Here is a 24,564-nt window from a genome sequence, read left to right as displayed (position 1 = left end):
TAAAAAAACGTAACAAAAATAGCTTTATCGCTATTTTCTTGATATTTTGAGCCGTTGCGGCCAATAAACACTGCATTTGAACCTGCGCTCTTCCTCTAAATCGTGCATAGCGATGTCCGTGATGTTGTTTAGCATCAGCAAAGCTGCGCTCTATCGTTTCTTTTCGCCGAGCATAGACTTTTTTACCCCACTGACTTAAACGAATCTCGTTGGCTTTCTCTTTATCTGCTTCCCAGATATGCCGTGTGATGACTTTCTGTGTATTTTTACTCTGTGTACACTGTGACAATAACGGACAGATTTTGCAGGTTGTTGCATCAGAATGATAATGACGATAACCTTCCCTGCTGGTAGTTTTATATATTAATGTTTGCCCGTTTGGGCAAGTATAAGTATCGTTTTGACTGTTATAGATAAACTGCTTTTTTCTGATGGGATTCGCACCATGGGTGGGGCGGCGATAACCCAACACCGGATATATCTGCTCTGCCAGCAGTAAATGGCAAATGGGAGCCGTAAAATAACCCGCATCAAGACCGACACCAACCGGATTAAAGCCAAACCGCTCTAGCTGGCGTTTTAATCGAGCCATATAAGGCTGGGAATCATGGATATTTCCGGCAGTGACATAGGTATCGGTAATTAAATTATGTTTGCCATCAACCGTTCGGTGATCTAAGTAGAAGAACCCTTTAGGCTTGCCTTCCCGATGCATAAAGCCACTGTCTGGATCTGTTGTACTGACTTTAACCTCCTTGTATTTCTCTACCGTCGATGGCTTTAAGGCTTTTTTCCGTTTAATTCTCTTTCTGTGTTGATGGCTTGATTAAGCGCATCAATATATTGACTGGGCTCAACAATACGCTGCTCATTACGTGCTTTGCCTTTATTGGCATTTGCTTTTAGGTGAGTACTGTCCGTATATAAAACCCGACCACTTATCAACCCTTTGGCAATGGCCTGCTCAACAATATTATCAAAAATCTGTTGATAGATTTCACTGTCATTAAACCGACGGCGACGATTTTGACTAAGTGTTGAGGCGTCAATCACTTTTTCGGTTAATCCCATTCCCAGAAACCAGCGGTAAGCTAAATTGACCTGAATTTCCTGAACCAGACGACGTTCACTGGGGATACCGAAAAGATACCCCAATAGCATGATTTTAAACAGTCTGACCGGATCTTCTGCCGGACGACCGTTATTAGGGCAATAAAGTGGTGCTACCGCTTCTCGAATAAATTCAAAATCAATGACTTTAGCTATTTTACGAACAAGATGATCTTGGGGGACAAGCGCATCTAGTGAGATTTGCTCTATTTTTTCTGGTGTCGCTGGAGTTGGTTTTTTTAGCATAGAAGAACTTCTCTTATAATGGACTCCTCTCTATTAGATCAAAGAACTCGTCAAAAAGCGAGTTCTTTGTCATCAATCTGACCAGACGCATGTCTGGTTTTTTTATTCAATAAAGTTATAACTACCTATAAAAATGTAACTATGGCCTAAATTATGCTTTTTCAGAAAAATTAAAATTCTTGTCAAAAAGTTTCAGGTAACTATGCGTTTGAGTATAAAAAATGGATTGTTAAGTTCTCTTTGATTGGATATTTTTTATATTAGACAAGCATTTGTGCTGTTTTAGATACAAAAACGCATGGCTTGCCAACTTTGTTGGCGTGTAGCCACTTAAATTAAAATAGATTTCTTTGTTTTTTTAAACTTAATTGACTCTTAATTCGTACAAGAATTAAAAACTCAGAACTAAAAGCTAAGGATAAACGCACACCCCGTAATAGTTACCGATAGGATCAGCACGGTAAACCCGACCATTGTACGAGTATACATGAAATAAACGCTCCCCTGTTACATCACTTGTCCAATAGCTAAGGTTACTAAAGCCTGAACCACTATAATTAGCTAGGCGAGCCCACTCACTAAACAAACCGCCACCAATTCGGCGATGGTAATTATTGCCCCTTGATGAAGGTGTGGCACCAACTGCATTTTGACAACTACTACTACCATCACAGGTTGCATTGGTGACGTCTTTGACTTGTATAATCCGATAGCCTATGCTTGAACACCAAGCTTCTTGGTTGGCAGCTTCAGCTGTTCTAAGCCCACGGTTAACAAACCACTTCTTCAATTCAAATCCATATTTTACCACCTCTTTACCACTACTATCGTATCCCTTTAGCTCGAATATTTGCGGTAAGTTTGGTATTCCAGCCTGAAGCGGCCCTGGTAAGTCAGCGTTCTGTTCATTTTTGGTTGACGCAGGTCCTGTTAAAGTAACGCGCACAGTTGTCCCATTCGCATCGGGTGTCATGGTAGCAGTTATACCACCTTGAGTGATTGATGGCCAAGTTAGAGAACCCCTTCCTCCTATGTCTAAATCAAAGTATAAACCATTCGCACCAGTAGTAGGAAAGTTACTAGCGTATGATGATGGGGTAGTTGCTTGGGGAATAAACCCTTTTCTTGTATCCCACATTTCAGCAGGACCGGCATATCGACCTATACTTTCTTGCAATTCTGGTTTGGCATAGCAAACTTTAGCTGACGATTCTGGGGTGAAATAGTAAGTTACAGCATCCACACCAAAAATAGTTTGATTTGGCACACCATACCGCGTCTTTAAACTGCCATTGGTATTGCTTAATTCCATTTTATAAGGTGCATTGCAAATATCTAAAGTATCAACACGACTAACTGTTCGATTATTTTTATCCTTGATCCGAACCCTTAACCTGCCTGTTGCCGTTATACCTCTTCTCCCCTGCCCATCACCATCATTATCACCCCAATAGTTATACGGGGCTCTAACGAGTGTGTTTAAACTTATTGAGTTCCTGGTTGTTGGTAAAAACATGACAACATTAGCAAACGTATCGCTGGCACTAGGTAACACTATTGGTTTTGATAGTGAAGATGTATTGCTCATTGGTGAGATTACTGTAGCATCCGATAACTTGATACTTAACAAACCATCCGTCTGAGTAGCTTTGGTTATACCGCCATCAAATGTTAAATAAGGAGCGGTACCTTCAATGATATTTGAAGTACTGGCTGATAACATTTTTGCATTTGCTACACACGTTAACAACAATGGTACTAATGTAAAAGAAACTTTAAATAGCCATAAAGTTAAACTGGATAAACGCGATAAACGTGGCTGTGATAGCTCCGCTAATTGTAATTGCTGCTTCAGGCTAACATTTAGCGGTTTACGAAAACTAATTAGCAAGAATAAGTGGCAATCTTGTGTATGTGTATTTAATAAGTTTAGGGTAAAAAGGATACCGAAGCTAAATGTCTTATTTAAGTAGTATTTAGAAATGCTTAAAACATAATGCGGCCAGATCTGTAGGCTATAGTTATACTGCATAACATCCTGTATATCAATTGTTTTGTGTTTATTTGATTTTTTATAATTATTAGCTAATAAATTAAGCCAAATTAATCTGTTAATATAAAAAGTATAACGCTTTAAAAAAATTTAACCACCCTTTTATAGAAAGATTAATAAATAATGTCAAAAAGTTTAGGATAGATGTTTGAGTATAATAATGAATTTTTTGGGAACTGGCTTTTATTCTGGGGAAAGCGCTTTTGCTGTCTATTTGCAAAAGCACAAACTTGTATGATCTGCTGGCTCAAGGCCCGGCCTAATGCGCGGTGGGCTTGTTTCTTGGATGGATTGTCCTTTATTTGCACCATAAGCTTCGCACACTACCTCAGGATTAAGAACTAAGCATCAAATACTAAGGAGTGGTGCAAAGTCCATAGTAATTAGTGTTATTCGGCAAAGCATTGTGGTTGCCCAAATAACCACCCCATGAAAACAGCGAACTGGTAGTCACCACCAGCAGCGTCACTTGGCCAGTAGTAGTGGTTCTCAAAGCCCGCGCTGGTGTAACCCCCCGTATCGCCTCACTTCGCGCAGAAACCAGCCCCTATTTGACGCTAGTAGTGATCACCAATTGAGGGCGATGAACGTAAACAGCCGGTTGAATCTTTTGAAGAAGCCGTTGATTGGTTAATTAAAGAGTCTCGTCGTGGCTTAACTATTCAGCGTTATAAAGGGCTTGGAGAAATGAACCCAGAACAATTATGGGAAACCACCATGGATCCAACCAGGCACCGTATGTTACAAGTCACCATCAAAGACGCGATTGAAGCAGATCAATTGTTTACAACCCTTATGGGTGATGAAGTTGAACCTCGACGATTATTCATTGAAGAAAATGCTCTTAAAGCAGCCAATTTAGATTTTTAAAGGTTACGCTATTTTAATATACAACATAAAAGACTAGGCAGGTGCCTAGTCTTTTATTGATTAAAACAAGAAAAATAACAAATTGAATTAAAAATTTATAAAAAAAGAATCTTGTTAAAAATTTTTAAGTAGGTATGCGTTTCAGTATAGAATTCTTTTTGATCCTTTTATCTTTATTTCGAAACAACGCTTATTGTTGTTGATTAACATTAATAATAAGCACGTTATTCTTTAATATTATCATTCGTGCGTGCGTCTCCATTTTAAGTTAAGGCAACTTCTTTAATGCTTAGCCTTAATTAGCTGATAATCCTGCTTGTCAAGCTAATTATCATCACGGATAGATACACAACCCATTGTTGTGGTTGTAAGGATAATCTCCATCAGCAGAACCAGCAGTTGAATCGATACGAAATCTCCATCCTCCATAGGGATCACTCGTCCAGAACCAAGCATTTGCAATACCAGCACCTTTATAATGGATTATATCCCCCCACTCAGAGAAAAATCCAGCACCGATTTGACGCTGATAATGATGGCCACTTGATGCTGGCGTGGCACCAACTAAACTTCGGCAGAACATAGTTTCGTTTGCCCCTGAGCAGACCGCATTAGTAAAATCTTTTGCTTGTGGAAGACGATAACCTAAGCTAGTACACCAATTTTCAGTTTCGATGTTGGTTGCTGACCTTTCACCACGGCTGACAAACCACTTCTGTAACACAAATCCATATTTTATCACTGCTGCACCGCTACTATCATAACCAACTAACTCAAACGTTTTTGGTAAGGCTGGTGTGTAAATTCGAGCTGGGTTTGCCTCCTTTATTTGATCATTAGTTGCCACAGGACCTGTTAGCAGAACTCGCACACGGGTGCCATTCGCATTGGGTGTCATAATAGCCGTTATTCCCTCATGGGTAATGGAAGGCCAAGTCAATTGGGTACCTTCCGATATATCTAAATCAAAATATAAGCCATTTGCGCCCGTGGTTGGGAAGTTAAGGTTATATGATGTCGGTATTATAGATTGAGGAAGAAAGCCCCTGTTTGGCTGCCAAATATTAGCTGGACCAGCAAATTTCCACCCATTAAAGCCTGGTTCATTATTTCCGCCAAGCCTCAAATTAGGCTTAGCATAAAGAACGGCTGGTGATGATTTTGGAATGATGTAGTAAGTCACTGTGCCAGCGTTAAAAGTACTACGATTAGGTACACCATACTGGGTACTTAAACTACTATTTGTATTACTTAACACTACTTTATAAGGCGCTCTAGCAATATCTAAAGTATCAGCGCGACCAACTACCCGATTATTTTTATCTGTAATATTAACGGTTAAGCTACCCATAGCCGTTACGCCATTAACCTCCTGCCCATCACCATCATCATCACCCCAATAATAATAAGGCGCATCAATAAGTGCTTTTAACTCTATCGTATCAGTTGTTGATGGTACTAACATGCCAACATCGGCTAAAGTCTCTCCAACACGAGGAAGTACGATTGGGTTTGTTGCTGAAGTATTAGTAATTGGAGTAATGGTAGTGCCATCTGATAAGGTAATAGCTAATAAATCTTCTGTATTTATCACTTTTGTTTTACCGTTATTAAACGTTAAATAAGGCGCACTACCTTGAATCGTGTTTGTTGTGGTAGCTGATAATGCCTGAGAATCGAACGAAAACGGCAATAGCAATAACGGCAATAATGTTATAGGGAATTTTACTAATATTAATGAAGTGAACGAGAAAACCTGTCTACAATAGTGATTTAATAGATTTAAAACATAAAGCTGCTGCATTCTATCGCGGTAATGCACAAAATACTCCTTTCTTCAATTAATTATCTGTTTTATTTAACTCTGTTATAGCTTTTGGCTAGTAAAATAAGTTAGATTAATTTTTAATCACCTGAATTATAACGTTTGAAAAAAAAATTGACTACTTTTCAGATTGAAATATTTGTAAGGATTTTTTAAGAATGGTTCCGCATAAAACATTAAATGACTAATGAACAAATAGTATTAGCCAATATTTATGCTTTTTAAATAGTTTGGAACAAACACGAGGTGCACCGAATGAATAGCTGACAAAACTAAATATTAAACGCTAAATCAAGTTGTGAAAATTTTTACTTGGATCTTGTGATAATGCTTAATAATTTATAAATAAAAAATAGATGATAGCATAATTATCAATAACCTATATCAATGAATTAGCTAATAAATCCACTATTTTTTGTGTTTTTTTATTGACATACTGGTCTATTAATTTTCAAATTTGAAACCGCTTTATTCATCTGTTTGATCATATCTTTTGGACTTTGAGCAATGTAAACTTTGCCACCAGTGGCATTAGCAATACAGTCTATTTTGTGTTCACCAGCAATATCAACGATATTAATTTTTAACCTAGGCTTTTGCGTAGCAATATAATTCGCTAAGGTGCAAATGTTATTTTTTGTACAATTATCTTCGCCGTCACTGATAATAAGTATATAGTCATCACGTTTTACACCATCTAGCATTTTGCTGGCTTTTTCTAGCCCGTTATATAAAGGTGTCCCTCCCCCTCCTGCTGCAGTTGGTGTTAATTTTTTAATTTTACGCTTTAGTGTTCCTCGGTTAGCATAATTATAAAATGGCGAAACATATGCTGCTGGGCAATTTGTTAGTGTCACAAGCGAGATATCAATGTTCGGTTGTATCTTATCAATGCTTGATGTAGCCACACTCTTACTACTTGATAAACGAGTTGGTAAGCGCGTCATTCGCTTTTCGTATTGGATTCTTTCCTGCTCGGACATATTCCTATAACCATAAGTCAAATATTGAAAATATTGCTCCACTTCTGATGGCGATTCATTCAATGTCACCGTCATGGATAATGAATTATCAAACACAATTGCCATTTTAGATGGATTAGGATCTTTATTCATCTCTTCTTTGGTTATACAGTTAGGTGGATTTTTTACCTTTGGTGCTGGCTCAGGTACAGGCACTGTCTCTGGTTTAGGCTCAAATGTTACAATTGGCGCAGGTTCTGATGTCGGCAAAAGATCTTGTGGTTCAACAACTGGCTCTGTTTTAGGTTCTACTTGTTTTGTTTCAACAGATGATGAAATAACTGGCGCTGGCTGCTGAGGGGCAACTGCCTTTTCTTTATCAAAGGGGTAAAATAAATACCAAAGGAAACTAGACAAACCAAGCAGAAATAAAGCTAAAAGTAAAAAATGCCACCAACGCCAAAACGGTTTGGGCACAATAACAGGAGCCGGTGCGGGCATAACAGGCTCTTCAAAGGCATTAATAATAACAGGATCTTCATTTATAACATAAATCTGATTACCTAAACTCTTAATTCTTGGAAGCCAAAACGAAATTAAACGCTGATCTTCATCACTTAAGATCATCAATTTAACAGCTCTTTCAATATCATTAATACGTGTTTGTAATGTCTTAGTTATTTGATTTTTATGCGACTCATCAGCAATACTATCAAGTAAAACAGGTTGACCTTCAAGATTAGTATACCAGCCAACATATTTATTGTTATCAATTAACTTTGGTGTTGCTAAAATTGAAAACGTACGATCAGTTAAATGTGACTTTAGTAATGGTAGTAAGGATTTATATTGTTTTAGTAGAGAAATCTTCTCTGAATTATTATGCTCAAAGACTGTTCGAGTTATTCGTTGCATTACTAATTTAATCCCTTACATTTTACCTTTACACTAAAGCTACATTAATTTTAAAACATACTCAAAGCAGAAATACAATTAATGCTATATGCATTTATATAGCATTATTTAAAAATAATTATTCGCATAGCGGTTTGCTAATATTCATACTTGAAACAGCATTGTTCATTTGTTCAACTATTTGTTTTGGGCTTTGAGCCACATAAACTTTACCACCAGTTTTCTCTGCCACACAATCAATTTTATGCTGTCCAGCAATATCCACAATATTTATTTTTAAACGTGGCTGTTGAGTAGCGATTTTGCTCGCCAACGAACAAATATTAGCTTTGGTACAGTTGTCTTGACCATCACTAATAACTAATATGTAATCATCACGGTTTACGCCATCAAGCATTTTGCTTGCTTGTTTTATCCCACTATATAACGGTGTTGCGCTGTTATCATCTAGTGGTTTTAACCGGTTGATTTTATTTTTTAACTTACTTCTATTATCATAACCATAAAATGGTGTAGTTTGTGCTACAGGGCAAGCTGAGAGTGTAACTAATGCTATATTAACGTTTGCTTGTATTTTATCAATGCTTGCTAATGCAACTTCTTTGCTACTTGATAACCGATTAGGCAGGCGTGTCATGCGTTTTTCATAGGCATCAGCGTCTTCTAGCGACATTGAATAGAAATCAGTGTTCAAATATTTATTAATAGAATCTTGAGATTCCATCAACGTCAATGACATTGATGCTGAATTGTCAAATATCATAACCATTTTAGGCTTGTCAGTATTATTGGCAATCTCTTCACGAGTAACACAATTTTTAGGTGCTGGCTCTGGTATCGCTTCAGGTTCCGATTTTACAACGGGTTGTTCCTCTTTAGGTGGCTCAACAACCGGATCTGGTTTCTTTTCATCAACAGGCTGAGTAATGGCGGGCTCAACATCAGCAATCGCAGGCTTTTCTTTTGCATATGGACAAAATAAATACCAAAGAATGCCCAGTAAAGCAAAGAGTAATAAGGCTAAAAGTAAAAAATGCCACCAACGCCAAAATGGTTTTGGTGGAATAACAGGAGGTGGCGCGGGAGGCAAAATCGGATCTTCAAGGCTATTAATGATAACGGGCTCATTATTAATAACATAAATAGGGTTGCCTAAGCTTTTAATTCTAGGTAACCATGATGAAATAAATTCCTGCTGCTCAGCAGTTATGGGCATTGACTTAACCGCTGCTTCGATATCGTTAATACGATCTTGCAATGTTTTTTCTATCTTACTTTTCTGTGATTGATTACAAATCTCACTCAATAAGACAGCTTGCCCTTCTAAAAGAGTATACCAACCAATATATTGATTATCGTTAATCAATCTCGGTATAGCTAAAATTGAAAAAGTACGATCAGTTAAATGTGGCTCTAGCAGCGCTAACAAAGAGTTATATTGATCTAATAAAGACATCTTTTCGGAATCATGGTGTTCAAAAGCTATCCGAGTTATTCGCTGCATTATTAATTTAATCCCTTATAGTTTAATTTTATACTAAAACTGTACTCATTTTGAAACAGGCCCATAAACAGAAATACAAATGATGCTATATACATTTATATAGCATCATTTAAAAATAATTATTCGCATAGCGGTTTGCTAATATTCATACTTGAAACGGCGCTATTCATTTGTGCAACTATCTGTGCTGGGCTTTGAGCTACATAGACTTTACCGCCAGTTTTATTAGCTACACAATCAATTTTATGCTTCCCAGCAATATCCACAATATTTATCTTTAAACGCGGTTGTTGAGTGGCTATTTTGCTCGCTAACGAACAAATATTAGCTTTGGTACAATTGTCTTGGCCATCACTAATCACTAATATGTAATCATCACGGTTTACACCATCAAGCATTTTGCTGGCTTGCTTTATGCCACTATATAATGGCGTTGCGCTGTTATTATCTAGTGGTTTTAACCTGTTAATTTTATTTTTTAACTTACTTCTATTGTCATAACTATAAAACGGTGTAGTTTGTGCTACAGGACAAGATGAGAGTGTGACTAATGCAATATCAACGTTTGCTTGTATTTTATCAATGCTTGCTAATGCTACTTTTTTACTACTTGATAACCGATTAGGCAGGCGTGTCATGCGTTTTATATAAGCCTCGGCTTCTTCTGGCGACATTAAATCATCTGTATTCAAGAATTTATTAATAGCTGCTTGAGACTCCATCAATGTAAACATCATTGATGCTGAATTATCAAATATCATAACCATTTTAGGTGCGTCACTGTTACTGACAATCTCTTCACGGGCGATACAGCTCTTAGGTGCAACGACCGTTGGCTTTGAAGTTGGCTCTGATGTTGATTTTACAACTGGTTCAACTTCTTCTTTGCGGGGTTCCACAACAGGTTCTGGTTTCTTTTCTTCTACTGGTTGAGTAATGGCTGGTTCAGCAACTTGAGCCGCAGGCTTTTGTTTTTCATATGGGCAAAATAGATACCAAAGGAGGCCAAACAAACCAAGCAATAATAAAGCTAAAAGTAAAAAATGCCACCAGCGCCAAAATGGTTTTGGTGGAATAACAGGAGGTGGCGCGGGAGGCAAAATCGGATCTTCAAAGTTATTAATGATAACGGGTTCGTCATTAATAACATAAATAGGGTTACCTAAGCTTTTAATTCTAGGTAACCATGATGAAATAAATCCTTGCTGCTCAGCAGTTATTGGCATTGACTTAACCACTGCTTCGATATCGTTAATACGATCTTGCAATGTTTTTTCTATCTTACTTTTCTGTGATTGATTACAAATCTCACTCAATAAGACAGCTTGCCCTTCTAAAAGGGTATACCAACCAATATATTGATTATCGTTAATCAATCTCGGTATAGCTAAAATTGAAAAAGTACGCTCGGTTAAATGTGGCTCTAGCAGCGCTAGCAAAGAATTATATTGATCTAATAAAGACATCTTTTCGGAATTATTATGATCACACATAAACCTTGCTATTCGCTGCATTGCGTAACTGTTTCCTTTTATTTCTTCTACTGTTATAAAAAAGCGATTAAACAAAAATTTATATATTTAATGCCTTTTGCAACTGTTGAAGTTTTTTGTTTAACGTTTCTAACTCAACTTGCTTTTCAATTTGTGAATTATTTGAATTGTTAGCTTTTTTTAGTTGCTGTTCAATGTCTTTAACTTGAGCTTGTAGATCATCACGACCTTTAGCCTTTTGTTTAACTTCGTTTGTTAATTTAGTTAAATCATTTTTCAATTTTTGTTGTTGCGCTTGTTTTTGTTTAACACTTAATGAGGTATCGTTTTTCTGTTTTTCAATTGTCGCATAGATTTCTTTAAATTGCTGATTCGCTCTTACTTCATTTTCCAGAATTTGCTTTTTCTGATCGATCCGAGCTTGGTAATTTCCTGAATAATTACAGCTAATTTTATCCATAATACCAATGTTAGTATTAGTCGGATCGCACTGTTCGGGAGTTGTTGAACAACCAGCTAAAAAAATAAGCGGGCTGAGTAATAGAAGATGTGTTTTTTTCATAATTAGCTAACCTTAACTGCTGAACGTTGTTGTGTAACAAGATTAATTTGATTTTCAAGCACTGTAATTTGTTTATGTAATTGACTTATTTGTTTATCGAGTTTTGATACATTAACGCCTGATTGTTGTTCTTGAGAAGAGATTAAAACCCAATCATTTTCAACTTTTCTCATGCGTTTTAATTTATCATTTAAATAGGCAATATTAGCATCAATTTGCGTTAAATCATTTTTAGCTTGTCTTTTATTTAACGTATCTTTTTTGATTTGATTATTTAACACTTTAAGAGTCGCTAAATTTTTATTCAACACAGCTTTAGCTGTTTCGGTTACTGCTTGAACTTCGTAAGTATTTTGTTGAATGTCTTGGATGTAAACATCAAGGCGCATTTCGGCATTAGCATATTCAGCTCGTTTACTGTCAAGATAATAGTTAGCGCCCATCATCACACCACAACCAACCGCAGCTGATGCAATACAAACGCCAGCTTTTCCACCTGCTAACATACAACCAATACCGCCTAAACCCGCGCCAACAGCACAAGACTGCCATGCTGATTTACTAAAAAACTTAGCTGTGTTACTTTTTGTTAAAGCAGGGTCGGCATTTCTAGAGCTGACTCCTCCTCCGCCTTGGCAGCCAGTTAAAATAAGCGATACACACAAAAACAGCGTTACTATAATTTTATTCATCATCTTTTTCCTTTTATTTCATTGCATGTTTGTAGCCAAGCTGATCTCGCAATTTTCCCCGATTCAATATATTGATTAATATGTTTGAAATAGAGTTTTAAATAGTCACTCATATTAGCTTTGCCACTATTTTCTAAAATAAATTGAGTAGAGTTAACTTGATCATTAATAGTAATTTTCTCGTAATTTGACGCAGTATTAACAATAGTATCGGAATAATATTTCAATATAAAGTCCCGAGCATTTTTAGACTCATCAACAACTTGTTTCAAATTATCTAGCTTCACTTTTGAACACATATTGTCATCATCTAAAGTATCGCTTTCTTTTGGATCACAAACTTCATTAGCCATTGTTCTATATAAATTGTCATTATACTCAAATTTACTGCTTAAATCTGAAACATTCGCACACAAAAATGCACCTAACTGTAATGCTGACTGAATGGATCGATCTCGTTGTTCATCACGAGCTTGGTTAGCACTACGTAACAGTGTATTAAGTTGATTTAATTCTTTTTTTGTTTTCTCGTCTTCCACTTGTTTGGTGATTTTTTCAAGCTCACTAACAACATTAGCATTTTCTGAGCTTTCCGTTTCGCTACCTAATTGGTTCCATTCTTTTTCTAACTCTTTGATTTTATCACTAGAATTAATCACTTCTGTTGTATAAACCAAACGAAACCCAACATCTTTACTCTTATAAGCACCTTTATCATCATAAAAAGGTTTTTCGGTACGAAAAGCACTGGTAGTTGATGATTCAGGTGTCAAATAACTACCACCACGAACCGTCATACCGCCTTGTTGGCCATGATAGCGATCGAGTTTATTCATTCGAAACGAATCAAACATCATTTCGCTTGCGTTACCTAAGATATCAAACAAATCTAACGGATTAGGTTCAAGCCGTCCAATAAGTTGTAATTTTCCATTAGCCGACTTGGCACCAGAAAACCACGCATAATTTTCCAAATTCCCCATCATTGGGAACCGTGATTCACGAAATTCTGATTCAGTTACTTTCGAACCACCTCGTGCGGCATATTCCCATTCGGTATTATTCGGTAAACGGACATAACCATTAGGCAAACTAATTGATTTTAGCTTTGACCGGTTTTCAATTAACCAACGATTATATTTATTCGTAAAAGCTATAGCATCAAACCAGCTAATATCAGTGATAGGAAAAGAGAGGTTCACTTTAGGCATTGGGCAGGTGTCATTCATTACAGATTGATATTGCAATACGGTAATTTCATATTTACCTATCAAATAGTACCGCTCTTTACCTGCATCAGAAAAACTTCCTGCTATATAGTTGGGTGTCGCATATTCAGCAAAACCAAGTTCTTTTTGATTACTTCCTAAAATAACTTTGACATCATCTAACGATTTATTGGTAGGAGTAAATACCTTTTTCATCACTAAACTACCGTCACACGGCATGGGTAAAATGACATCATCTTTGGCTGGTTTGGGATTATAAAATTTACTGTCCCAAGGCTCAGCAAAGCTTAATGAGGGAAGTAAGCTTATTGCAGCCAATCCCCAATAAGCCAATCGAATACATTGGGAATAACTATGCTTCACGTAAGCTTTCTGCTGGTTGAATTTTAATAGCACGTCGCCCTCCTATAACCACAACGCCGCTTGATATAAATAAAGTCAGTAAAAAAGCAACGATAAGATGATAAAATTGTAATTGACTCACCACGGATTGTGAAATCAAATTTTTACCTAAAACTAAATTAAAGGCACTATTTCCTAATCCAAAAAGCACACAAGAGATAACAAAAGCTAAACAACTTAAAATCATTGCTTGATTGATTAAATAAAGCATAATGCTTTTTGAACGAAATCCAAGTAATCGCATAAAGGCAATATCTTTACGTTTACGTTCAATATTTGATAAAAATGCCCCTGTAAATGACAAAATACACCCTAAAACAGCTGTAATTGCAATGACACTAAAAATAAAATTGAGCACTCGATCGATTGCTTGCATGTTTTCAATCGCATTAGCTTGTGTACGCGTTTCTATATTTTTTTCTCGTAATTTAAACGCTAATGGGGCGACATTATCTAGTGAATTGGCATAAATACGGGCTCGCGCAAACGAAGTATGTTTTGGCGGATTTGATTGCCCAGTAGACGTTAAAAAAATATCACTTTGGTAGCCATCATAAAAATCTTCCATGGCAATAAGTAAATCTAAAGAAATAAAAGCAGCTGCTCGACTATAACGACTCTCGGGAATAATACCTACCACATCTAATGTGGTTATGCCTTTTTCCAGTTTTCCATCAAGCTGCCTTGTTATCACCATTTTCACACGACTACCGATAGTTGCTTGCATTTTTTCTGCCGATAATGCACTTAATATAATTTGATTTTTATTATTAAGTAAAGGCGTAGCTTCTGTTATTGGATCACCTGTAGCCGTAGGAATAATTTCGGCATTATTCACAAAATGACTCGCATCTTTCATTAAATCAGCTTGTGTATTTAATGAGCGTGTTAGAGGAATAACAAAAGCCGTTTCAGGCTGTTTTTTTATCCACTCAAACATTTCACTCGTGAATTGTAAATTACCAACGATTTTGACTTCTAAATTTTGTGGATCATTAAGTAATTGTTCTCTAAGTTGAGAAACCACACCATATTTTAAGCTAAATAACAATAATAATGGCGTAATCACTGAGATCACCGAGGCGATAATACAAAACGAAACTTTTTTGTCATACCATAAGTCAGCTAAAGATAAGCGAGTAACAAGTAACCATTTTAATATTGCTTTAGTCATTTTTTACACCTTATCTTGTAATGGTAAAAATACTGAGAATTGAGGGGAAGTTAAGTTAGCTGATAAAGTAAATAACCCTTTGCTTGCAATGCGTTGCCAATCGTGCGTTACAATCATCACAGCAATATTGTCTTGCTGAGCTTGCTCAATAATTAAATCAAAAAGTAAACTTGCATTATAGGGATCCAATGCCGAGGTTGGCTCATCGGCAAGTAATAACGCCGGTTTATGAATAATGGAACGAATAAAAGAAGCACGTTGCCTTTCACCAATAGATAACTGTTTAGGATATTTATTTAGCAAATGGTCAATTTTAAGTTTTTGCACTAAATAATCAAACCGGCTGTTATCCACTTTTTTTTGTAATAACTTCAATGATAATAAAATGTTATCACGAACAGTCAAAAAAGGCAGTAATCCACCTGTTTGTAACATAAAACCCAAATACTGAGCTCGAATATCAGCCAGCTTATCAAGCTGGTTTTGCTCGATTAGCGTTGCAATGTCGATTGCATAATTATCAACAATCAATCTATAGTGGCCAATTTCATCTGGTTTTAAAATCATTCCTACCATTTCAAGTAATGTGCTTTTGCCTGCACCACTATCGCCCTGAATAACAACAACTTCACCAGCTTTGACGGTTAGCTCAGGCAGGCAAACACTAAAAAAGGATTTACCTGTTGAGCGTAAAATAGATAACTGCTTAATAGTTAACATATGTCTAAGGCAACATTTCTAATGGGATAGGATAAACATTTTCGCGAGGGTCGCTACCTTCGGCTAATGAAATCCAACGATCGACATCGGCATTACATTTTTGATAGTAACGAATTTTACTATTTAAATTACGGATAAATTTTTCTTGTTCAAGCCCGCTCATGCTTTTCCAAGTATCTTGATCAAGCCCTGTCACATCACTTTTATATGGAATGTTATCTAGATATTCACCAAGCAGACCTAAATCAGCAATTTTGGTCACCGAATCTGATTTTAATTTACTTGGATCTTGCCCCATTGCAGCAGCAACAGAGCGAAGCTGGGAAAACATATCATCGGCTGAAATTAACCCATCATTAGCCGCATTAGCAATTTTGCTGACAATATCACTCAAATCACTAAGTTGCGATTTAGTTAATAATATACGAGGCTCGGCTGTTGGAATCGTCGGTTTAGCGAAATCTTTATCTGCAATCCACGCTTTAAAAACGGTTGGCGCTTTAGTCCCTTTGGTATCGCCTAAATAAGCTAACTGCATGGCCTTACTGAGTAGCAATGCATCTTTTAACATATCAGAATTATCATCTTTTGCATTAAGTGCATTGCCGACAGAAGCCTCGCCTTTATACGCAAGCTTAACTTGTTCTGATAAGGCTTTTGCCAGCAAGTCAACTTTTTGGCCAAACTGATGTATATCTCCCGCATTAACAGGATAATAAAGCGATTTATGAATGAAATCATTATAAGTTAGATCCGAATATTGCGTTGCAGCAATCTGATGATCTTTTTCACCACTTGGCGTTTTTAAATGTAGTGCGTAAATAGCGACGCCCTTATGCTGAGCTTCAAGTCTTAATTGCGCAGCATCCATTCCTGTACTAGAAAGTTTATCATCACCGGGAATTGCACTAGCATCTGTTATCAAAATCATGTAACGCGCGCCAAAGCTATTCCAATTAATATCATTTAATGCTTGAGCAACCCCAGCATAAGAATCTTCGGCAAAATATGCGGTTGATACAGAAGCTTGTTTAAGCGAAGCGCTTAGCTGTTTAAAATCCTCTTTATCTTTCACTTTATTGGGATCGGCAAAAAGTTTAGAAACAAATTCAAGTTTATCCGAGGCCTTTAAACTCGATCGAAATGAAACCAATCCAAATTTAACTTGATCTTGTAAATTTTCTTTTTCAATGTGCTGATAAACTCGCGTTACCGCTTCTTTAGTTCTTGAAATATAAGGATCCATTGAAATAGTGGAGTCAATAACAAACACAATGGCGGCTTTAAATGGAGCAACTTGATTAGTGCTATCATCAGTAGTTTGGCCATTAGCTGGTTTTGTATTATTTTTTACCAATGAATCCTGTTTACTTACTGATGCTACTTCTAGCACTCGCTCATAAAAACCTTGCCCATTCATAACCTCTTCACCTTGTAAAATAGGTAATAAATAGAAGTTACTTTTAAAATCAACAAACTCTTTAGGCTCTTGAGCAACCACATCTGAAGCTGGCTTATTGGCTTTTAACGTGTCACGAATAGGCTTTAATAAAACCTCTGGCTTATCAGCATCAACAATAGCGGTTAATGCAGCCTTATCTTTGAAAAATAACAAAGGATCACGATCAACAGGGTTTGTAAAAACTAATGTCATTTGCATATTCCAAGCAACTGCACATGAATTATTAATCCAACCTATCGCTTTTCCATAAGAATCAGGCCCAACTTTAAGCCATTGCTGATTATTGTCGTTTTTACGTTCATAAACATAATAGCGTGAAAATGCTGGCACAGATTTGCCGGTAGGATCTGTAATATTATTTTTTAATTCACACGTTGGTGTGCTTAATACACGCTGATATAAGGTTTTTTTACCTTCTTGTTTGAGCGGTTCAGCTGCCGAAGCTATCCAAGGTACACAAGCGAGGCTTAGACCAATAACGAGTTTTGAAATTGCTATTTTTTTCATATCCTTTCCTCACTATTTTTGCAATTCAGCTAAGCGATTTTTGGCTAAGGTATTATCAGGATCATGATTCAAAGATGTTTCATACCAATAAATAGCGGTTTCTTTATCTGCTTTAAAGCAACTATTATTTTCATAAAACTTCTCGTCGTACTCTTTAGCATAAAGTATAGCAATCTTCGCATTTTGCTGAGCTTGATTTGCATATAATCGTTGAGCAATATTACATTTTTCAGCTTTTTTAGCTTCAGTAATTATCTGAATAATTGCATCGACTTCTGGCTTGGTTTGTAAACATTGTTGAATAAAAGTTAAGTCATTGGTAAAACCATTATTTAAACTGCATTGGGCACTAATTTGCACCGATGTTATTGGTTGTGATTGCTTTTTGAAAAAGAAAAAATACCAAGTAGCAAAAGCAATCCCGATTAACATCATAAAACCAATTATAATAGCAACGATTAATCCTAAGCGACTTTTCGGTTTAACCGATTCAAGCGGTATTTCAGGTTCAGGCTCTGGTATTGTTTCCGTTTCAACAGGTTCAGCCAGCATTGTCTTCTCAGTATCCATGCTGGACTCTTCAATTAATGGCGTCTCTTCTTCAACAATAGATTCGTTTGCTAATTCTGGTTTTGCTATAACTGGTTCGTCATTAGGTAATGCTGCCTGCACATTTAATGCCGTTGATGCAAACACGGTGTCAGCAATACTAACAACCCCGCCATCAATATAATTCTCATTTTGTTTATCACGAATTTGTATAAGAAAACGAACCTGATTTCCCTGTGACAACAAAGTGTCAACCAACCATTCACTGACTTGCCCTGTTAGCTGTTCATTGTCTACAGACATATTTTCAACTGTATGCCAACTTTTTTCAGGAGCCCACTGATTCAAATCAGATAAATAGTACCCATCCTGATTACGTTGTATAAGCATATCAATTTCAGAACTGCCTTTCCATTTTTGAGCTAAAAACTTCGCAACACCGGGTTTATAACCATCTAATTCAATTCTTAATGCCATGATATCCTCTATTTTATACCCAAACTTTGAGCATCATTCACTCTATCGAGTGATAAGCCTTTTATTCAAAAAGGCTCATTTACTATATTTAGTCAATACGTTATTATTTATTTTTAATTAATCTGCGATTGCTTGAAAAAGCCAAGAATTTCACCTAATCGACTATTTTGTTCTTGACTAATTTCTCGCCCTGCATGGTGACCTACATTTTCTTGCGCAAGCACCGCAAAAGCAATAAACCAATCAAAGATCGCATACTGAGAATAATTTTTAGTATTATCGTCTAGCTTTGGTAATGAATGCGATGATTGAACATTAAATTCACTTAATGGTGAAGAAAATATTGGCTTACCTTGATTAACTTTGCTCATTGGTATATCAGTTACTTGACCTTGAATAAAACCTAACCAAGCAATAAAGTCTGCCAGTAAATTATGAATAGTACTGATTTGCCTAGACTCAAGATCATCACGTTTACTACCCATATTTTCATTATTCAAAATATGCTCACTTAAACTTGCTTCAAGTTTCATGCGATTCGCAGCAGTAATAAGTTCTTCTATAATAAAAGAAAGTGATTTTTGAGTAATTCCAAAAAACTGTAAAATATGTTTATCTAAAACGATATTTCTTAAATGCTCTAACCATGCCGAAAAAACCGTTTTTGCAAACTTTGATTCTGTTGTTAATATAGTTGCTTGTTTGGTAGTTAACGATGAATTCACATCAGAAAATAGTTCAAAATCCGCATTTAATCCGAAATCATTTGATAAATTATCTAACAAATTATCATTACTATCTTGCTGTGTTTCATTTTCTATCGTATTAGAATGATAAAGTGCTCGAATTGTTTGATCGGGTAATTCAAACGTTTTAAGTAGTTCGCCTAATAATAAAGCTTTATTTTGTAGTTCTTTAACAACATTAGCGATAACTTGTTTTTTCTTAACGAGCTCTTCATTACTATCTGCTTGATACCAAGTATCAAAACGCATATTAATAATGTAATCAATTTTTTCATTAAGTTGTTCAACAATCCGCTGTTGTTTAACTTCAGTTATAGCAACTTGTTCTAAGTATTGACTAATTCGCCCTATACCGCCATCATTGAGTTTTAGCATAGCATCCCACGCTTCCTCTGGCTGAAAAACATATTCTTTAATATCACTATTTTGAATAAATGTGCTTCTTAATACATTCATTTTATCTTGATAATTTTCATTATAAGCTTGTTCTTGGCAAGTTTTTGAATCGACATTTAAAAATGGCACATCAAATCCAGGTTTGCGAACTAAAAAGACATTATTAAATTTATGCTCGTTGGACCAGTTACTTAGCCAATCATAACTACCAAAGCGTTCTAAAATAGTTTGTTGTAGCAAACCACCTTTACCCCAACTATTTTTAAGATTATCTTCTGATAGTGTTAATGAGGTACCAATGCGTTTATCAAACATAGTGATCGCCCATAATAAACCCGCTTTTTTAGTGGCTCTTTTTTCAGCAGTTTCACCTTGAGTTTTATCAATCCAACGCTCAAGAACGGGACCCACATCATTAACATCAGATTGTTTATCTGACGGTGTGCAAACAACTAGCACGTTCATTTCTTGGCTATCTGTGTATTTTTCGAAAAGATAAGCAACTTTGCCTCGCAATAAAAGCTGAGCAATAGGGTTACCTTCTTTAACATCTGAAACTGAAACCAAGTTTAAGCGACCACGATATCCAGGAAAATCGAGCAAATCGACGTTTTCAAAGGTTGGCACTCTGGTTTTATTAACTAAAGGGAAGAGTAATTCAGCGGTTAGAAAAGCCAGTTGAGCTAAAGAGATATCTGTCGGCACTCCATTGAACGGCGTTATGGTCACTGATGAATCTTTATTAGTGTTCAATCGTTCAAGAATATCAACATTCATAATACTGTCAATTTGTGATTTAGTGCCATTATTATCTTTAACTAATACAGAAAGTGGCGCATACACAGTTTCAACATGACCTAAACTCGATAGTGTTGTGGCTAATTGAGTATAAATTGTAGTGAGCTCAGCAAGCCCACCCCACAAAATAGCCAATAACTCCCCTCGCTCAGCTATTGGTAAGTAAGGGAGCAAAAGGATGACTTTTTCCCAATATCCCCCTTTCAACTCATCAAGGGAATTACCAAAGTTTTCAGATAAGTAATCATAAAGATCAACAATATCGTCTTCGTTAACACCGCCTACATAACTGGTCTGTTTTTTAGTTTCTAAACGTTGAATCAACTGATTTAGCTGTACTAACTCAATTTTATTGGAGACTTTTTGTTGATCAAAATCCTTAAAGTAAGCATTTATCAAGATTTTGACAATTTCTATCTCTTTAAATAATTTCAATTCTAATGGATAGTTAGGTATGCCACCTTTGGCAATACGGCTAAAGCGGGTAACAAGGCCTGTTGCCTCTTTGCCACTTCCGACTGGGTTAACGTGATCGATAAAATCGAGAACTTCATTATCCACAATGGTTTCAAGTTTACCATTTTCACCAGCGGCTAATGCTGAAATAAGATAAGATTTGCCCGCTTGTGATAACCCAAAAAAACCAACTGCAACAGATTTGGCAGAGACATCACCTAATCGTTTTGCACTATTACGCAAACGACGCAAATCCAGAATTAAATTATCGGCTTCACTATTTAAACGTTTGGATGAATGACGGGTTTGATGCACCCATTCAATAGCCTTTGCGGACGCTTGATAGACCTGATCCCAAGATTTAGGAAGTTGTTCATTTAAGTTATTCATCGTTTTATCATTCCACTATCAAGCCAATATTGTGCACTAATTAAACCAGAGTTAACCATTGTGTTTAAGCTGAGTTTAATATCCTGATTTTTATTACAAGCCCGCCCGTCAGAGGCTTTTAAATCTTTAATATAAAAATTTTCAACCATTTTTTGTTTGTTCTTTATACCTAAAGTCACTTGTAACACCACACCTTCAGAACTCAATCGTTTAGCCACGTCACTATTTTCAATTGTCAAAATATAGATAGGCGATGCAGGCCAACGGTCAACTTCAAGCTGCCTAAATCCAAGCCTTGTGGTTCCTCTAATTTCAAATGATAGTTCAGGAAAATCATAATCAGGATTATCCAAGTCAATATCTTGGTAATAGACATTTTCCTTTTTAATCATATTCAGATTATCTAGCAGCCCAATGTATTTAACAGTTGAATATAAATCCATATTAGATGATCTAAAATAGAAATTAGGTAATCGTAAATTCTTGCTTAAAAAGCACAGCATAGCTCCCACTGCGGCTGTCGTTTTAGGATCATCAATACGTTCTTGTTTATGGAATGGGTACCAACTACCAGTGTGATATCCATGTAATGGTAAAATTCGCCCAGCAGGTATTGATAACCGTGATCGAAAATAACTTTGAATACCCGGTAAACGCGAAGGGCGACCAGTTAATAAAAGCACATCACATTGATAACAGCTAATAATTTCCGATAGTGCATCAAAGGTTTTACAAATATTGTAATAATCACCACGAATAAACAAATAATGAATACGTTTTAAGTTAATTTCGATAGTTAAATCAAGCACCGAAAAATCAGGATTGTTTAATGCGCGCTTAATTGGATCATTAATAAAACTAAGCACGTTATCCGTCATAATGTTATGGTGTAATAATTCCCTAAAGGTAGAGCGATACACATGTTGTTCTGCGTGTAACGGATCGTAAAGCTCATACGCTTTTAATATTTGTAAGCCAACAGGCGTAAATAACTGTAAAGTAAGTTGCTGACGCAATACTGCATCTTGTATAGATAGTTGTTGCGAACCAATAATTGTGGATAAAATTGGATTCGGGTCAGCAATGCCCGCTTGTTTTAAGCCATTTGTTAAAGCCGTTAACACGGTATCTTGGATAATATCAAGCAAGATATCATCGCCAGCAACTTTAAATCCATCACGAAAACGTTGTGTGGGTACGATATAGGCATTACTGCTATTGGTTTGCGCACTGACGCCGTAGTCTAATTGATAATCATTAATGACTAAATCGGTTGTACCACCGCCGATATCAACCGTTGCAATGGTCAGTTTTTGTTTATTTTCTTTGTCTGGGCGAATCATGGAAGCAATAAATTCTTCACTACGTCCATTATAATTATTTTGTGTCTCATTAAAAAGGTACACAACTTGACCGCACGTTGCTTCATCCCATTGAATATAAACTTCAGGAATATTTGGCCAAACACTTTGTAATTGCTCTGGATTATTGAAGTCAATATTATCATCTGAACTATCCCAACCAAGGCTTTTCCAAACTAAGCCGATTGCTTGGTATACACAGCTTTTGAATATAGCTTGTTCAGGCTTAGGCATCGCTGGAGGAATCGTTAAAATAATTGAACGTAAATTACGCGGTGTTTTAGCATGTTCAAGTTTATTACGTTGGGCAACACTATTGATTTGCATTAATGCGTGCATTAATACTTCGCAGAGCATAAATGTCATCAAAGAACTGCGAGAATATTTTGGGTGGAAAACGGGCATTTTGCGATCATATTCTTCTTGAATATCATTGCTAAGAATGTGTAACGCTTCCCCATATTCATTAATTAAACTTGAAAAAGGCTCTGCGGTTGCAAACGGTTCATGATCGCTTTTGACATAATGAGAGTTAAAACGCCAACCTTGTTCGTATTTATCTTGATCCCACAAATAACGTTTTGGACTTGAAAGCCCGGTGGCCCCCTCATTACCTTCCCGCCTACTGGCAAGCCGGCTTGCTTCTTGACCAACACGAACAATACTTGGCCAACGAAACGTATCTCGTCGCCCACTTTGCAAAGAAAAATGCTCTTTACCAAAAAAGGTTTGGGAAAATTCTACTCGGCTTTCAAATGGTTCATTATAAATATGCTCTGGTTGCGTTAAATCCCGAATTTCAAGCTCATAACGATGGTTTAAACTATCTTTATCTTGAACATGATCTTCAATTAAAATCCCACAAGTGCGAGAGTTTCCTACATCTAAAATCATGTCAACAGGAATTGATTTCACCAAATCATTTTTAGTATTTGAGACAATTTTAATTGTTGGTAAATGTAATGAGTCGGCAAGTAAATGGATGATATTAAGATAATGACCATAATAAGCTTTGTTTTTCATCTCTATATTAAGATCATCTCTGTGAATTTTTAAGCGCTGGGGATCTCCCGCCAACTCTTGAAAAAGATCAATTAACCAATTGGTGATCCATTTTAGTTCTAAATACCAGGAAATGTGATCTGAACGATGTGCTAAACTAAATACGGCGCCAGTCATTACATCATTTTCGGTTGGTGCAAGGTAAGCCACATCTTGTAAATTAGCAAACACTTTTGTATCAAAAGCAAAAGTGATTCGATGTGTATTACCATCGGGATCTTCCCCCTCAGGAATACTAACAATTCGAACTCGGCTCCAGTTATGAGGACCTTTATCAAAGCGTTCAGGCGGTATTGAGCGTAAAACAGGCACAGGTAACCAAATACCGTCGTATAATTTTAACGATTGCTCAACACTTATTTCTTGTGTTGGATTAACGGCAAATGTCGGATTATCTGGCGAAAAAAATTGACCATTATCCACATCTTCAATCAATCTAATCAGTGCGCCACTTTCGGAGGGATCAATAAAGTTACCATTAACTCTATTGCGCCAATAGTTATCTTTCCAATCAATTTTAAGAGCAAAGTCAAGAAACTGAATACCGCTATTCATAATAAGTGTCACTTCTTGACCATAATTGCGTAATTCTGGAAGCATATA

Annotated in this window: 15 protein-coding genes and 1 pseudogene; 1 reads left to right on the top strand and 15 read right to left on the bottom strand. The window is 36.4% G+C overall.

Going from position 1 to position 24,564, the window contains the following annotated elements; all coding sequences use genetic code 11:
• Nucleotides 1-1,356 (bottom strand): IS1182 family transposase gene (locus A9G40_RS12770; protein WP_141675267.1). Its coding sequence is split into 2 segments (ribosomal slippage), with 1,357 coding nucleotides annotated over them: nucleotides 1-783 and nucleotides 783-1,356; the frame shifts between segments, so codons are not numbered across the junction. This gene is flagged as partial in the annotation.
• Between the two features lie 412 nt (nucleotides 1,357-1,768).
• The gene (locus tag A9G40_RS12765) at nucleotides 1,769-3,247 is read right to left on the bottom strand and encodes a hypothetical protein (protein ID WP_141675266.1); all 1,479 of its coding nucleotides are present in this window, start codon (nucleotides 3,245-3,247) and stop codon (nucleotides 1,769-1,771) included.
• Nucleotides 3,248-3,982: 735 nt separating this feature from the next.
• On the opposite strand from A9G40_RS12765, the pseudogene A9G40_RS14445 reads away from it, so the two are divergent.
• A pseudogene (locus A9G40_RS14445) lies at nucleotides 3,983-4,279 on the top strand (DNA gyrase subunit B); the annotation flags it as partial.
• Between the two features lie 334 nt (nucleotides 4,280-4,613).
• On the opposite strand, the gene A9G40_RS12755 reads toward A9G40_RS14445, so the two are convergent.
• The 13 genes from A9G40_RS12755 to A9G40_RS12695 form a co-directional block, all read right to left on the bottom strand.
• Nucleotides 4,614-6,101 (bottom strand): hypothetical protein, encoded by a 1,488-nt coding sequence (locus A9G40_RS12755; protein WP_065583323.1) that lies wholly within the window; start codon nucleotides 6,099-6,101, stop codon nucleotides 4,614-4,616.
• Nucleotides 6,102-6,529: 428 nt separating this feature from the next.
• Complete coding sequence (locus tag A9G40_RS12750) at nucleotides 6,530-7,981, bottom strand: VWA domain-containing protein (RefSeq protein ID WP_065583322.1); 1,452 nt, start codon at nucleotides 7,979-7,981, stop codon at nucleotides 6,530-6,532.
• A gap of 118 nt (nucleotides 7,982-8,099) precedes the next feature.
• On the bottom strand, nucleotides 8,100-9,485 hold the full coding sequence (locus A9G40_RS12745) for a VWA domain-containing protein (protein WP_065583321.1): 1,386 nt from the start codon (nucleotides 9,483-9,485) through the stop codon (nucleotides 8,100-8,102).
• A 119-nt stretch (nucleotides 9,486-9,604) separates the two neighbouring features.
• Nucleotides 9,605-10,978: a VWA domain-containing protein gene (locus A9G40_RS12740; protein WP_218058024.1), complete on the bottom strand. Its 1,374-nt coding sequence runs from the start codon at nucleotides 10,976-10,978 to the stop codon at nucleotides 9,605-9,607.
• A 79-nt stretch (nucleotides 10,979-11,057) separates the two neighbouring features.
• Nucleotides 11,058-11,540 carry a hypothetical protein gene (locus A9G40_RS12735; RefSeq protein ID WP_065583319.1) on the bottom strand — a complete coding sequence of 161 codons (483 nt, stop codon included), beginning with the start codon at nucleotides 11,538-11,540 and terminating at the stop codon, nucleotides 11,058-11,060.
• Between the two features lie 2 nt (nucleotides 11,541-11,542).
• A complete protein-coding gene (locus A9G40_RS12730) occupies nucleotides 11,543-12,232 on the bottom strand; it encodes a hypothetical protein (protein ID WP_065583318.1) in 690 nt (229 codons plus the stop codon).
• A complete protein-coding gene (locus A9G40_RS12725) occupies nucleotides 12,232-13,857 on the bottom strand; it encodes an SUMF1/EgtB/PvdO family nonheme iron enzyme (RefSeq protein ID WP_218058023.1) in 1,626 nt (541 codons plus the stop codon). Before A9G40_RS12725 ends, A9G40_RS12730 begins: the two co-directional genes overlap by 1 nt.
• Nucleotides 13,814-15,037 (bottom strand): ABC transporter permease, encoded by a 1,224-nt coding sequence (locus A9G40_RS12720; RefSeq protein ID WP_065583317.1) that lies wholly within the window; start codon nucleotides 15,035-15,037, stop codon nucleotides 13,814-13,816. Before A9G40_RS12720 ends, A9G40_RS12725 begins: the two co-directional genes overlap by 44 nt.
• A 3-nt stretch (nucleotides 15,038-15,040) precedes the next feature.
• Nucleotides 15,041-15,757, bottom strand: a complete 717-nt coding sequence (locus A9G40_RS12715; RefSeq protein ID WP_065583316.1) for an ABC transporter ATP-binding protein — start codon at nucleotides 15,755-15,757, stop codon at nucleotides 15,041-15,043.
• A gap of 4 nt (nucleotides 15,758-15,761) precedes the next feature.
• Complete coding sequence (locus A9G40_RS12710) at nucleotides 15,762-17,726, bottom strand: vWA domain-containing protein (protein ID WP_065583315.1); 1,965 nt, start codon at nucleotides 17,724-17,726, stop codon at nucleotides 15,762-15,764.
• Between the two features lie 12 nt (nucleotides 17,727-17,738).
• Nucleotides 17,739-18,752 carry a hypothetical protein gene (locus A9G40_RS12705; protein ID WP_065583314.1) on the bottom strand — a complete coding sequence of 338 codons (1,014 nt, stop codon included), beginning with the start codon at nucleotides 18,750-18,752 and terminating at the stop codon, nucleotides 17,739-17,741.
• Between the two features lie 113 nt (nucleotides 18,753-18,865).
• Nucleotides 18,866-21,538 (bottom strand): putative virulence factor, encoded by a 2,673-nt coding sequence (locus A9G40_RS12700; RefSeq protein ID WP_065583313.1) that lies wholly within the window; start codon nucleotides 21,536-21,538, stop codon nucleotides 18,866-18,868.
• Nucleotides 21,535-24,561 (bottom strand): virulence factor SrfB, encoded by a 3,027-nt coding sequence (locus A9G40_RS12695; protein WP_065583312.1) that lies wholly within the window; start codon nucleotides 24,559-24,561, stop codon nucleotides 21,535-21,537. The genes A9G40_RS12700 and A9G40_RS12695 overlap by 4 nt, the downstream gene beginning before the upstream one ends.
• Between the last annotated feature and the right edge of the window lie 3 nt (nucleotides 24,562-24,564).

Source organism: Gilliamella sp. Nev3-1 (assembly GCF_001690435.1).
Lineage (GTDB): Bacteria > Pseudomonadota > Gammaproteobacteria > Enterobacterales > Orbaceae > Gilliamella > Gilliamella apicola_C.
Note: the sequence above shows the minus strand (reverse complement) of the source record. Positions and strands in the feature narration are given on the sequence as shown.

Coding starts and splice junctions, on each gene's coding strand:
- A9G40_RS12710 (WP_065583315.1), bottom strand. CDS start 17,726: ATGAAAAAAATAGCAATTTCAAAACTCGTTATTGGTCTAAGCCTCGCT.
- A9G40_RS12750 (WP_065583322.1), bottom strand. CDS start 7,981: ATGCAACGAATAACTCGAACAGTCTTTGAGCATAATAATTCAGAGAAG.
- A9G40_RS12705 (WP_065583314.1), bottom strand. CDS start 18,752: ATGGCATTAAGAATTGAATTAGATGGTTATAAACCCGGTGTTGCGAAG.
- A9G40_RS12700 (WP_065583313.1), bottom strand. CDS start 21,538: ATGAATAACTTAAATGAACAACTTCCTAAATCTTGGGATCAGGTCTAT.
- A9G40_RS12740 (WP_218058024.1), bottom strand. CDS start 10,978: ATGTGTGATCATAATAATTCCGAAAAGATGTCTTTATTAGATCAATAT.
- A9G40_RS12735 (WP_065583319.1), bottom strand. CDS start 11,540: ATGAAAAAAACACATCTTCTATTACTCAGCCCGCTTATTTTTTTAGCT.
- A9G40_RS12695 (WP_065583312.1), bottom strand. CDS start 24,561: ATGCTTCCAGAATTACGCAATTATGGTCAAGAAGTGACACTTATTATG.
- A9G40_RS12715 (WP_065583316.1), bottom strand. CDS start 15,757: ATGTTAACTATTAAGCAGTTATCTATTTTACGCTCAACAGGTAAATCC.
- A9G40_RS12745 (WP_065583321.1), bottom strand. CDS start 9,485: ATGCAGCGAATAACTCGGATAGCTTTTGAACACCATGATTCCGAAAAG.
- A9G40_RS12730 (WP_065583318.1), bottom strand. CDS start 12,232: ATGAATAAAATTATAGTAACGCTGTTTTTGTGTGTATCGCTTATTTTA.
- A9G40_RS12720 (WP_065583317.1), bottom strand. CDS start 15,037: ATGACTAAAGCAATATTAAAATGGTTACTTGTTACTCGCTTATCTTTA.